The sequence below is a fragment of the Oceanibaculum pacificum genome, from assembly GCF_001618175.1.
Taxonomy (GTDB): Bacteria; Pseudomonadota; Alphaproteobacteria; order Oceanibaculales; family Oceanibaculaceae; genus Oceanibaculum; species Oceanibaculum pacificum.
Genome location: NZ_LPXN01000181.1, coordinates 1 through 12465 on the forward strand (window position 1 = coordinate 1; position 12465 = coordinate 12465).

The following is a 12465-nucleotide window of genomic DNA, read 5'->3' on the forward strand; positions in this document are numbered from 1 at the left end:
GCGTCTCGAAGCATCGGGCGGCGTCCGGATGCGTTACGCCGGACGGGTGACCAGGAACACGCCGGCGCAGATCAGGGCGATGCCGGCACCCTTCTGCCAGCCAAGCGCCTCGCCATAGAGCCAGAAGGCGAGCAGCGCCACGATGACGTAGGACAGCGACACGCTGGGAAACGCCACCGAGACCGGAATCTTGCGCAGGGCGAACATGTAGCAGACGGCGGCGGCGAAATAGAGGCCGAGGCCGATGATCGATTGCGGGGCCAGGAACTGCTTCACGATGGTCTCGCCGCCATCCGCGCCGGCCTTCAGCAGCATCTGCCCGACCACGCCCAGCAGGATGCCGACGCCGAGCGCGATCACATAGACGCTCATGACCGGCCAGCCTTGTCGGCGGCTTCGTTGCGGATCACCTCGCGCACGACATATTGCGGCTTGCCGTTCACATGCAGGAACAGCCGGCCGAGATACTCGCCGACCACGCCCAGCATCATCAGCTGCACGCCGGCCAGCACCAGCGTGACCGCCATCAGCGAGGCCCAGCCCTGCGGCGGGTCCCCGCGCAGCGCCTCCAGGATCACCCACAGCGCGCCGATCACGCCCAGCGCCGCCACGCCGATGCCGGCCAGCGTCGCCATGCGCAGCGGCATGACGGAGAAATTCAGGAACATCGACAGGAACAGCCGCAGCAGCCGGCGCAGCGTGTAGTTGCTGCGGCCCTCGGCGCGGGCCAGATGCTTCACCTCCAGCCGGCCGATATTCTGCGTCACCTGCATGATCAGCCCGTCGACATAGGGAAACGGGCCGGAATGGGCGACCACATGGCGCGCGGTGAAGCCGCTGACGCAGCGGAAGCTGGAGAGATACAGGCCCTTCGGCTTGTCGATCAGCATATCGGCGCACCAATTGGTGAAGCGGCTGCCGAGATTGCGCCAGCCGGCATGCTCCTTCTTCGCGTAGTAGGTATAGACGACGTCATAGCTGTTTGATCTGGCGTATTCCCACAGGCGGGTAACTTCCTCCGGCGGGTTCTGCAAATCATCGTCCATGGTGATGATGTAGGCCCCGCGCGCCTGCGCCAGACCGGCCATCACCGCGTTATGCTCACCGAAATTACGCGCCAGATTCACCACGGTCAGCGGCACGCTCTGCTCGGCGGCAAGCGCCCGGCACACCGCCAGCGAATTATCCGGGCTGCAATCGTTCACCAGCACGATTTCCAGCCCGCCCGGCACCTCCAGCCTGGACAGCGCCTCGACCAGCGTCGGCACGCTGGTCGCCCCGTTATAGACCGGAACGACGATGGACAAGGCAAACGCGTACTCATTCATGATTCTTTGACCGCCCACACCCATACAGAGCCGCCGAATGGCAGCGTCAGGCCCATGCGGGCCAGTTTGCGTTCCGCTTCCGTCACGCCGAAAAACAGACGGTCCTGCCAGGCCGGAAAGGCCTTCACGTCGCTGGAATCCTGATGCCTGCCGGCCGTCAAGCGGTGGGCGAGCATAAGGGGAAACAGGAACGCGTTCCAGTAGCCGGCTTGCCGCACCGCCACGCCGGCGGCGGCCAGCATCGCGCGCACCTCGCCGGCATCGTAGCGATGCACATTATTGACATGCCGGTCATGCGCCGAGGCCATCCAGCGATAGGCCGGCAGGCTGAGAAACAGCGACCCGCCCGGCTTCAGGCAACGCCGCAGCTCGGCCAGGGCGGCGGCCTCGTCCACCCCGCCGTGACACAGCACGTCATGGCTGACAATGGCGTCGAAGCGTCCGGTATCGTAAGGCAGCGCGTTGATCGTGCCGGTGGCGATTCGGGCCGGCGATTTGGCGGCGGCGACCTGCGCCGCCTCAGCATTATATTCCAGACCGTGCAAATCCAGATCGGGCCGCGCCGCCGCCAGCCGGGCCAGGAAGCCGCCCGTCCCGCAGCCGGCGTCCAGCACCGCCGCCCGCGCCGGCAAGGCCGCCTTTTCCAGCCGGTCCAGGGCACCGAAATGCAGGGCGCGATACCACCACATGGTATCTTCCACCGCCGCCATCTGCTGATATTCGGACTGCCTCATGCCCTGCCCCTGCTCGCGCCCTTACCTGCGCCGGCCACCCTGGCCAGCGACGGAATACCGCAATCTATTCTTAATCCCAACCGTATAAAATGCTCTGAATTCTGGGTTGAAATCGCCGGCGCCGCACAATTCCCAAGAAGATCAAGTCGATAGACTTAGGTTATGGCGTTTTCTAAATCGGCTCGTCTTTTAGAAAAAGTGCAGGCATAGTTCGCAAAACCGGCGAATAAGTATCCGGGTAGGACGAGCTTACAGGCCACCAAAGACAAGGATAAGGCAAATCCGCGATCTCCGCCGGGCAAGTCCGGCGGCCCCTGAGGCGCGGCGCCGACGACGATCCATGGACCACACTTCCCAGGCGTATGAATTGACCGGGCGCGGCGAGGGGCGAAAAGTCGACTGGTCGCGCCTGCTGCACCGCACGGTGGTCGCGGTCTGCGCCTGCTGGCTGATCGGCTATTTCTTCCCGCCGATCAACCACGACACCGCCGTGCTGCTGCACATCGCCAAGCTGTGGGTGAATGGCGGCACGCTCTATGTCGACGCCATCGACATCAACACGCCGCTGGTCTTCGTCATCTATTCGCTGCCGGAATTGCTGGCGAAGCTGACCGGGCTGCCCAGCACGACCCTGCTGCCGGCGCTGCTTGCGGTCGGCATCGCCGCCTCCTACCTCACCTGCCGGCGGGTGCTGAAGGCCAGCCTGAACCCCGACCTGGCCATCTCCGGCGCGCTGCTGCCGGTGCTGGTGCTGTTCCTGCTGATCGTCTACCCGAACAACATGTTCAGCCAGCGCGAGCACATCATGCTGGTGCTCACCCTGCCCTATCTGCTGGTCGCCAGCGGCCGGGCCGGGGCCTCGCCGCTGTCGCGCCGGCTGCGCATCGCCACCGGGCTGATGGCCGGTTTCGGCTTCGCGATGAAGCCCTATTTCCTCGTCGTGCCGGTGCTGGTGGAGCTGTATATCCTCTACCAGCGCGGCTTCCGCTATTCGATCCGCGACGCCGCCCCCTGGTCAGTGCTGGCGGTCTGTGTCGGGCACGCCATCTTCGCCGTGCTGGTGACGCCGGAATATTTCACCTTCGTGCTGCCGATGGCGCGCGATTTCTACAGCGAGCTAGGCGGCGTCTCACTGTACGATCTGTTCACCAACGGCAATTTCGGCGCGCCGACGGTAATTCTGCCGCTGCTCGGCATCGTCGCCTTCTGGGGCGTGCGCTCGCACATGGCGCGGGTGATCTTTCTGGCCGGCATGGGCGGGCTGTTCGCCGCCTATGCGCAGTTCAAGGGCTGGCCCTATCACATCCTGCCCGCCCAGGCGCTGACGCTGCTGCTGGCCGGCGCGGTGATCGCCGCCGTGCTGGACAACATGGCCTGGCTGAAGCGCGGCGACAAGCGCCCGGCGCGCATCTTCGCCGCCGCCATGATGCTGCTGGTGTTCTATCAGCAGGCGCTGAACAGCAGCCCGTTCTACATGCAGTTCTCCTACGAGGATTCCGACGCCAAGCGGCTGCTGGAGATCGTGAAGCAGGAGCGCGGCAATGGCAGGATCCTGATCCTCTCGCCCGGCATCTATCCGCATTTCCCGGTGCTGAACTACGCCAACATGCAGATGGCGATGCCGTTCGAGAGCATGTGGCTGCTGCAAGGCGTCTATTCGGAATGCCTGGAGGACGGGTCGGTCTTCCACAATCCGCGCACCATGGATCCGGGGGAGGAATTCGTCTTCAAGACGGTGTCCGCCAGCTTCCTGCGCCAGCAGCCCTCGCTGCTGATCGTCGACAATATCCCCGGCATTCCGCAATGCACCGAGGAACCGTTCAGCTATCTCGAATATTTTCTGCAAAGCCCGCAATTCGCCGAGGCTTTCGCGAATTACGAGGAGCTGGTGACATATGACCGCTACATGATCTACCGTCGCAAGGATTGATCCCTCCCTTTCGCGCGACACGCCCGATGACCAGCTTGACCGATCTGCCGCCGGAGATTGCCGGCCCCGCCGCCTGGTACGGCCCAGACATGGCCGCCAGCCGCGACTGGCTGCTGCGCTTCACGCCGGACGAGATCGCCGAAGTGGAGGCCGCCGCGCGGCGTTTCCTGGAAACCGGGCGGGAGATCGGCCAGATGAGCCGGGCAGATTTTCCGCTGCCCGCCCTTGCCGGCCGCCTCGCCGCCGAGCTGCGCCAGGTGCTGGACGGGCGCGGCTTCGTGCTGTTTCGCGGATTGCCGGTGGAACGCTGGTCGGTCGCCGAGGCGGCCGCCGCCTTCTTCGGCATCGGCGCGCATCTCGGCAGCGCGCGCTCGCAGAACGGCAAGGGCCATGTGCTGGGCCATGTGCGCGATCTGGGCCTCGCCTCGAACGATCCGACCGTGCGTATCTACCAGACCCGCGAGCGCCAGACCTTCCATACCGATTCCTGCGACGTGGTCGGGCTGCTGTGCCTGAAGACGGCGAAGGCGGGCGGCGATTCGGCGCTGGTCAGCTCGGTGACGCTGTTCAATGAGATGCGCCGCCGCCGGCCGGACCTGGCGCGCCTGCTGTTCCAGCCGGTCGCCACCGACCGGCGCGGCGAGGTCGGCGACGGCGAGAAGCCCTATTTCGAAATCCCCGTCTTCTCCTGGCATGACGGGCTGCTGTCGGCGATCTACCAGCGGCAATATATCGATTCCGCCCAGCGCTTCCCCGACGCCCCGCGCCTGACGCCGGCCCAGGTCGAGGCGCTGGACATGTTCGACGCGCTGACCGACGACCCGGCGCTGCACTTCACCATGCGGCTGGAGCCGGGCGACATCCAGCTTGTGCACAACCACACCATCCTGCATGACCGCACCGGTTTCGAGGATTGGCCGGAGCCGGAGAAGAAGCGCCATTTGCTGCGGCTGTGGCTGTCGCCCGCCGGTTCCCGCCCCCTGCCCGCCTGCTTCGCCCAGCGCTTCGGCACGGTCACGCCCGGCGCGCGCGGCGGCATCATCCTGCCGCAGACCCGGCTGAACGCGCCGCTGGAAGCGGTTTAGAAGAGGCAAACGAACAAGGCCGCCGCGGAGTGCGCGACGGCCTTGTTTTCGTTTACCGACCCGCCCGGCGTCAGGCCGTCGTTTCCTTCGCCGGCTCCGGCACGCGGCGGACCCATTGGAAGATGGCGATGGCGGCGGCGACCACGAAGCCGATGCTGTCGGTGATGGTCTCCGGCACGATCAGCATGATCGCGGCGGCGAACATGACGACGCGCATCAGCATCGGCATCGTCCCGAACAGCCAGCCCTCGGTCGCACAGGCCAGGGCGATCACGCCCAGCGACGCCGTCAGGGTGACATAGATAACGGCCATCATATCGCCCTGCCCCAGCAGCAGCGGGCTGTAGAAGAACATGAACGGCACGATGAAGGTGGCCAGCCCCATCTTCAGCGCGATGAAGGATGTCTTCCAGGGATCGGCCTGCGCCATGCCGGCCGCCGCGAAGGAGGCCAGCGCCACCGGCGGGGTGATGGCCGAAATGACCGCGTAGTAGAAGATGAACAGATGGGCGACCAGCGGCTCCACGCCCATGCGCTGCAAGCCGGGGGCGACCACCGACGCGCCGATGGCGTAGGCCGCCGTGGTCGGCATGCCCATGCCCAGGATCAGCGCGATCATCATCGCGAACACCATCGCCAGGAACTGGCTGGTGCCGGCAAGGCCCAGGATCAGGGCCGAGAAGCGGCCGCCGATGCCGGTCAGCGCGATGACGCCGACGATGATGCCGGCCGCCGCACAGACCGCGACCAGCTGGATCACGTCGCGCGCCGCCTTGTTCAGCCCCTCGATGGCTTCGCGCGGGCCGACGCGGTGATGACGCGACAGCCAGCTCACCACGATGGCGCTGACGATGCCCAGCGAACCGGCGCGGAACGGCGAGTAGCCGGCCATCAGCGTCCAGACCAGCACGACGACCGGAATGAACAGATAGGCCTTCATCAGCAATTCGCCGAGCTTCGGCAGCTCGCTGAACGGCAGGCCGTCCAGCCGATATTTGCGGGCGTGCAGCTCCACATGCATGAAGCAGGCGACATAGAACAGCAGGCAGGGGATGATCGCGGCCATGGCGATCTCGCCATAGGGGATGCCGGTGATCTCCGCCATGATGAAGGCGCCGGCGCCCAGCACCGGCGGGGTGATCTGGCCGCCGGTCGACGATGTCGCCTCGATCGCGCCGGCCGTGGCGCGGTCATAGCCAACCCGGCGCATCATCGGAATGGTGAAGGCGCCCGAGGCGACCACATTGCCGACCGAGCTGCCGGAAATGGTGCCGAACAAAATGCCGGAAACCACGGTCGCCTTGGCCGGGCCGCCGCGCGCCCAGCCGAACAGCGCCATCGACAGATCGTTGAAATAATCGCCGACCTTGGACACCTGGAGGAACGCGCCAAAGGCGACGAACAGGATGATGTAGGTCGAGGAGACCGCGACCGTTGAGCCCAGAATGCCCTGGTCGCTGTAGATATAAGTGATGAAGCGCTGGAAGCCGTAGCCGCGATGATACAGCACGCCCGGCATCCACGGCCCGACGAAGGCGTAGATAATGAAGACCAGCGCGATGATGGTCAGCGCCCAGCCGGCGGTGCGGCGCGTCATCTCCAGCACGATCAGCGTGCCGGCCAGGCCGGTGATCACATCGCCGGTGGTGTAGATCGCGCCGGCGCGGAACTGGATGTCGTCCAGCTCGACATACATGTAGATGCACACGCCGATGGCGGCGGCAATCAAAACCCAGTCGAACCAGGGAATGCCGATGCGGCGCTCGCTCGGCACGAAGCGGAAAATGGCGAAGCCGATGGCCGCGCCCCAGGAGACATGGATCGAGCGGAACAGCCAGGGATCGATCGGGTAGAAATTCAGGATAATCAGATGGAAGGCGGTAAAGCCGACGCAGAGAATGTAGAACAGCTTCGCTTCCCAGGATCGCAACGGCCTCTTATAGCCGCCGAACTCTTCTTCGGGCTGCTCATAGGCGGGGTCGGACTCGGCAAGCTGGGAAGCTTTGTCTGTCTGGCTCATGACTTTATCGACTTCCAGGTGAAGAAACGGCCGGTCGACAGCGCCGACCGGCCCAAGAGCGATGGAAAAGACCGGCTTAGTTGGCCAGCAGCTTTTCCGGGATATTCACCCCGGCTTCCTTGTAGTAGCGCGCGGCGCCCGCATGGAACGGCAGGAAGGTGTTCTTCGAGACGTTCTCCGGCAGGGTCTCCTTCGCGGCCGCATGGCCCTTCACCAGCTCGCCGTGATTGGCGTGGATCGCCTTCACGATCTCGTAGGTCAGGCTGGCCGGCAGGTCCTTGTGCGCGATGGCGAAGTTGTAGACGCCGACGGTCTTGTCGTCCTGCGTCATCGTCTTGTAGGTCGCCTTCGGGATGACCGTCTCGCTCAGCTCGGGCGCAGCGGCCTGCAGCTTCTTGATCTCGTCGTCGGTAAAGCCGAAGAAGGTCACCTCGTTGGTCGCTTCCAGCTCCGAGAAGGCCGCAATCGGCAAGCCGGCCGCGAAGGCGAAGCTGTCGAGCAGGCCGTCGGCCACCTGCGACGACATGTCGGAGGCTTGGCCGTTGCGGATCGTGGCCTTAATGCCCAGGGCGTCGAACATGATCGGGAAATAGGTGCCCGGCGTGCCGGCCTTCGGGCCGACGCCGACATTCTTGCCGTTCAAATCCTTCACCGACTTGATGCCGGAGCGCTTCAGCGCGACGAAGTGGAACGGGGTGTCGTACATCGGGAACAGCGCGCGGATGTCGCTGTACTTCTCCTTCGCCCAGCCCTTGCCTTCCCAGGCCTGCAGCGCGACGCCCATCGTGGTCATGCCAAGATCGATGTTCTTCTGCTGCACCAGGATGATGTTCTGGTTCGGGCCCTGGGTCTGCTGGGTGTTGATCGGCGTGCCGATCTTCTCGCCCACCAGGGTCGCCCAGACCTGGCCGTAGATGAAGTAGGTGCCGCCGACCGAGGCGGTGCCGAGGGTGAGGGTTTTCGGCCAGCCGGCCTTGTCCTGCGCGAGGACGGGATTGCATACAGCGATGCTGGCAGTCGCCACAACGGCGACCGCAAGGGTCTTTAGGATCGACACAATGGTCCTCCCTGGAGTCTTCTCAGATTGTTGCGGGACAAGGCTGCGCCAGGGATGGCGCTTTCGACCGGGCGAACGCCCCCAAGCCACCACGATCAACGACCGCGACAACTCCGGATGACATTTTGATCGCTCCTAGTTCTGCGACGCTTGTTGGTTGAACAATAAGCCGAGCACGCCGCCTTGCTATTGCCGACAATGCCAGGATTTTGCGTATCCGAAAAGCAGAATCAGGGGCGTGCAGATTATCCAGCGATCAAGTCATGCTGCAACGCAACAAAAAACCTTCTTTTGTCTTGGAAAAACTTTACTGCAATGCAGCATTACTTGCCTCGACTGGAAGCCGCCAGACGATCCTGAGGCCGGGCGCATTGTCTTCCAGCGCAACTGTGCCGCCATGCAGCTTGGCGATGGCGGCGACCAGGCTGAGGCCGAGGCCGCTGCCCGGCGCGTGACGGCTTTCATCCAGCCGGACGAAGCGTTCGAACACGCGCTCGCGGTCGAGGGCGGGAATGCCGGGCCCGGTATCGGCGACGGTCAGGGCCCACTGGCTTTCATCCCCCTCGCCCGCCGCCGTCAGCGACAAGGTGATGCCGTCGCCGGGCCGGCAATATTTCACCGCATTGTCGAGCAGGTTGGACAGCGCCTGCGCCAGAAGCTGCGGGCTGCCGCGCATCGGCGCGGCGGGGATGGCATCGAGCGTGAAGGACAGCCCCTTCTCCTCCGCCACCGGCTGATACAGCTCAGCGATGTCGCGTACGATCTCGGCCAGGTCCAGCGGCACCATGTCGCCCCGGCCGATGCCGGCCTCGATGCGGCTGATCTCGATCAGCGCGCCGAAGGTCGCCAGCACCGCGTCGGCCTGCACGATGGCCCGCGCGATGGCGGCGTCGCGCTCCTCCGGCGGGGCGCTCAACGCCATGTCCAGCCCGCCGCGCAGCCGGGTCAGCGGGCTGCGCAGATCGTGCGCCAGGCTATCGGTGACCAGCCGCATTTCGCCCATCAGGGTCTCGATGCGGGCCAGCATCCGGTTCAGATTCTGCGCCAGCCGGTCGAATTCGTCGCCGGAGCCGTCCAGCGGCACGCGCTTGGTCAAATCGCCTTCCATGATCTCGCGGCTGGTCTGGCCGATGATCTCGACGCGCGTCAGCAAACGGCGGCTCATGAACACGCCGCTGAACAGGCCGAGCACCAGCGTCACGCCGACGCCCCAGATCAGCGCCTCCAGCAACACCGCCTGGAACGAGGCCAGCGCCACCATGTCGCGCCCGACCAGCAGCCGGTAGCCGCCGCCGAGATGGAAGGCGCGGATGCCGATCATCCGGCTCTGCGCGACATCGGTGCGGAAGATGTCGAGCCGCTCCCACTGCCCGTCGGCCAGCGCGCCGGCCGGCCAATTATCGATATTGCCCGCCAGCCGCCGGCCCAGCGGGTCGACCAGCAGGTAGATGCCGTCGGGGTCGCCGCCCTGCCGGCTGCTGCGTCGCTCGACGGCCTGGATCAGGCCGCGCGGCCCCTCGGCGCGATACAGATCGGCCAGGCCGCGCAGCTCCACGCCGACCGTATCGGTCGCCTGGCGCTCGATCACGCCCGACGTGGTCCACCAGATGAAGGAGAGCAGCAGCACCGCCGACGCGCCGAACAGCGCCATGTAGCCGACGGCGAGCCGGAAGGTCGCCGTGTTCGTCAGGCGCCACAGCGATGGCGTCACGGCGTCTCGCTGATCTTGTAGCCCGTGCCCCGCACCGTGTGCAGCAGCGGCTTGTCGAAATCCTTGTCGATCTTCTGCCGCAGCCGGCTGATATGCACGTCGATCACGTTGGTCTGCGGGTCGAAATGATAGGCCCACACGCCTTCCAGCAGCATGGTGCGGGTAACCACCTGCCCGGCATGGCGCAGCAGATATTCCAGCAGCTTGAATTCGCGCGGCTGCAGGTCGATCGGCCGGCCCGAGCGCGTGACCTTGCGGCCCAGCAGATCCATCTCCAGATCGCCGCAGGCCAGGATGGTTTCCTCCGTCGTCGCGCCGCGGCGGCGGGTCAGCGCCTCCAGCCTGGCGACCAGTTCGGAGAAGGAGAAGGGCTTGGCCAGATAATCGTCGCCGCCGGATTTCAGCCCTTTCACCCGCTCATCGACCTGGCTGAGGGCGCTGAGGATCAGGATCGGGGTCTCGACGCCGGCGGCGCGCACCGCCTGCACGGTGCTGAGGCCGTCCAGCTTCGGCAGCATGCGGTCCATCACGATGGCGTCGTATTTCTTGTCGGTCGCCATGTAGAGCGCCTCGCGCCCATCGGCCACCCGGTCGACGACATGGCCGCTTTCCGTCAGGCCGCGCTCCATGTAGGTCGCCGTCTCGTCGTCATCCTCAACGACCAGAACGAGCATGCAAACAGCCTCCATGATCTTCCCCCTCGTCTTTGCGCCAAGAGTAGCACATCGCCTGCTACCGGGTCGCGGCGAACACGACGCTGATAAAGGTGGCGAACACCATCGCCACCAGGGCCAGGCCGCCGATGCGATGATTGAGCAGGTATAAGCCACCACTCATCGGCAGGCCAAAAGCCGGGATCATCCACAACTTCATCGTATAACCCTTTGAATTAAAATAGAGAAGAAAAATGAGGGCAGGCCCGCCAAGGAAGGCCTGCCCTCAAGGTCCGCTGCCCCTGGAGGGGTATTTAGGGGCGACGGTGTGGGGTTCAGGCCAACTGGATGGCGACGAAGCGCTTGTCGCCCGCCCGGTTGATCAGCAGCAGCGCCGCCTTGCGCTTGCCGTCGCTCAGCGCCTGCTGAACATCGCCCGGCTTGGAGACGACGATGTCGCCGACCTTCTCGATCACATCGCCCGGGCGCAGGCCCTGGCGCGCCGCCTTGCCGTTCGGGTCGACCGCGGTGATCACCACGCCGGTGGCGTCGGCGGCCAGATCCAGGCGCTGGCGCGTCGCCTCGGTCAGGCTGGACAAGGTGACGCCAAGGCCGGAAACGCTGTCGGTCTTCACCTCGGCCGCGGCGGTCTGCTGCGGCTTCAGCTTGGCGATCTCGGTCGACACGGTGCGGCGTGCGCCATCGCGCAGAATCTGCATCTCGACCGATTTGCCGGCCGGGGTGGCGGCCACCAGGCGCGGCAGGTCGCGCACCTCGCCCACCGCGGCCCCGTCATAGCCGACGATCACGTCGCCCGCCTTCAGCTTGGCCTTGTCGGCCGGGCTGTCCGGGCTGACGCTGGCGACCAGGGCGCCCTTTGGCTCGTCCATGCCCAGCGCGCCGGCGATATCGTCGGTCACCGGCTGGATGCTGACGCCGAGCCAGCCGCGCTCGACCTGGCCATGCGTCTTCAGATCGGCGACCACCTGCTTCACCATATTGGCGGGGATGGCGAAGCCGATGCCGACCGACCCGCCATTAGGCGAATAGATCGCCGAATTCACGCCGACCACCTGGCCGTCCATGTTGAACATCGGGCCGCCGGAATTGCCGCGATTGATCGCCGCGTCGGTCTGGATGAAATCGTCATACGGGCCGGAATGGATGTCGCGGCCGCGCGCCGAGACGATGCCGGCGGTCACCGTGCCGCCCAGCCCGAACGGGTTGCCGACGGCCAGCACCGCCTGGCCGACGCGCAGCTTCTCGGAATCGCCGAAGCTGACGAAGGGCAGCGCCTTGTCGGATTTCACCTTCAGCAGCGCCACGTCGGTCTGCGGATCGGTGCCCACCACGGTGGCGTCGAAATCGCGGCCGTCGGGCAGCTTTACCGACACCTTGTCGGCCCCGTCGATCACATGGTTGTTGGTGACGATATAGCCTTCCGGATCGACGATGAAGCCGGAGCCCAGCGCCGTGGTCGGCTGCCCGCCGCGCTGCTGCGGCATCTGCTCGAAGAACCGCTTCATGAATTCTTCCATCGGCGAGCCGGGCGGCGCCGCGAAGGGCATGGGCTGACCCTCGGCCGGCTTGGCTTCCTGGGTCGACGAGATGTTCACCACCGCCGGCGTCACCTTCTCGGCCAGATCGGCATAATCGGTCGCCACTTGCGCCGAGGCGGCGGTGGCCGCCGTCCAGACGATGACGCCGCTGGCCGCGAAGGCGACGCGCCGCGACCAGCGGGCCGCCGCCGGCTTGCGCCTGTTGGAGACGCTGGAGAATGTCTTGTGGAACATGATGGCTCCTCATTGAACTGTTGCGGTCCGCCCGGGGAGATGGGGGGAGAGGCGAACCCGACAGCCTCAATATGCGGAAGCCCACCTGTCAGCCGCCTTTCCGCCGGATTAACTTTTCGTAAGGTGGGGTGAAGGTCTCCCCTCACCCAGCTTT

11 protein-coding genes are annotated in these 12465 nt (G+C 65.4%); 2 read left to right on the forward strand and 9 right to left on the reverse strand.

Annotated elements, in window-relative coordinates; all coding sequences use genetic code 11:
• Positions 1-33: 33 nt before the first annotated feature.
• From AUP43_RS18445 to AUP43_RS18455, 3 genes are read right to left on the reverse strand one after another with little or no spacing between them, the layout of a single operon-like run.
• Complete coding sequence (locus AUP43_RS18445) at positions 34-372, reverse strand: EamA family transporter (RefSeq protein WP_067560377.1); 339 nt, start codon at positions 370-372, stop codon at positions 34-36.
• On the reverse strand, positions 369-1328 hold the full coding sequence (locus AUP43_RS18450; protein WP_067560378.1) for a glycosyltransferase family 2 protein: 960 nt from the start codon (positions 1326-1328) through the stop codon (positions 369-371). The genes AUP43_RS18445 and AUP43_RS18450 overlap by 4 nt, the downstream gene beginning before the upstream one ends.
• The gene (locus AUP43_RS18455) at positions 1325-2062 is read right to left on the reverse strand and encodes a class I SAM-dependent methyltransferase (protein WP_232315218.1); all 738 of its coding nucleotides are present in this window, start codon (positions 2060-2062) and stop codon (positions 1325-1327) included. The genes AUP43_RS18450 and AUP43_RS18455 overlap by 4 nt, the downstream gene beginning before the upstream one ends.
• A 340-nt stretch (positions 2063-2402) precedes the next feature.
• Here AUP43_RS18455 and AUP43_RS18460 point away from each other — a divergent pair, with 340 nt between their 5' ends.
• Together AUP43_RS18460 and AUP43_RS18465 are read left to right on the forward strand one after the other, a co-directional pair.
• Entirely contained in the window at positions 2403-3992 is a 1590-nt protein-coding gene (locus AUP43_RS18460) for a hypothetical protein (RefSeq protein ID WP_157089428.1), read from the forward strand.
• A 26-nt stretch (positions 3993-4018) separates the two neighbouring features.
• Positions 4019-5077 (forward strand): TauD/TfdA family dioxygenase, encoded by a 1059-nt coding sequence (locus AUP43_RS18465; RefSeq protein WP_067560380.1) that lies wholly within the window; start codon positions 4019-4021, stop codon positions 5075-5077.
• 70 nt (positions 5078-5147) lie between these two features.
• On the opposite strand, the gene AUP43_RS18470 is transcribed toward AUP43_RS18465, so the two are convergent.
• From AUP43_RS18470 to AUP43_RS18490, 6 genes are all read right to left on the reverse strand, one after another.
• On the reverse strand, positions 5148-7097 hold the full coding sequence (locus AUP43_RS18470) for a TRAP transporter permease (protein WP_067560381.1): 1950 nt from the start codon (positions 7095-7097) through the stop codon (positions 5148-5150).
• Positions 7098-7173: 76 nt separating this feature from the next.
• Positions 7174-8154, reverse strand: coding sequence for a TAXI family TRAP transporter solute-binding subunit (locus tag AUP43_RS18475; protein WP_232315219.1), 981 nt, complete (start codon positions 8152-8154; stop codon positions 7174-7176).
• 307 nt (positions 8155-8461) lie between these two features.
• Complete coding sequence (locus AUP43_RS18480; RefSeq protein WP_067560382.1) at positions 8462-9865, reverse strand: sensor histidine kinase; 1404 nt, start codon at positions 9863-9865, stop codon at positions 8462-8464.
• A complete protein-coding gene (locus AUP43_RS18485) occupies positions 9862-10539 on the reverse strand; it encodes a response regulator transcription factor (protein WP_067560383.1) in 678 nt (225 codons plus the stop codon). Before AUP43_RS18485 ends, AUP43_RS18480 begins: the two co-directional genes overlap by 4 nt.
• Positions 10540-10597: 58 nt before the next feature.
• Complete coding sequence (locus AUP43_RS19140; RefSeq protein WP_157089429.1) at positions 10598-10738, reverse strand: hypothetical protein; 141 nt, start codon at positions 10736-10738, stop codon at positions 10598-10600.
• A 115-nt stretch (positions 10739-10853) separates the two neighbouring features.
• The gene (locus AUP43_RS18490) at positions 10854-12311 is read right to left on the reverse strand and encodes a DegQ family serine endoprotease (RefSeq protein ID WP_067560384.1); all 1458 of its coding nucleotides are present in this window, start codon (positions 12309-12311) and stop codon (positions 10854-10856) included.
• Positions 12312-12465 lie beyond the last annotated feature (154 nt).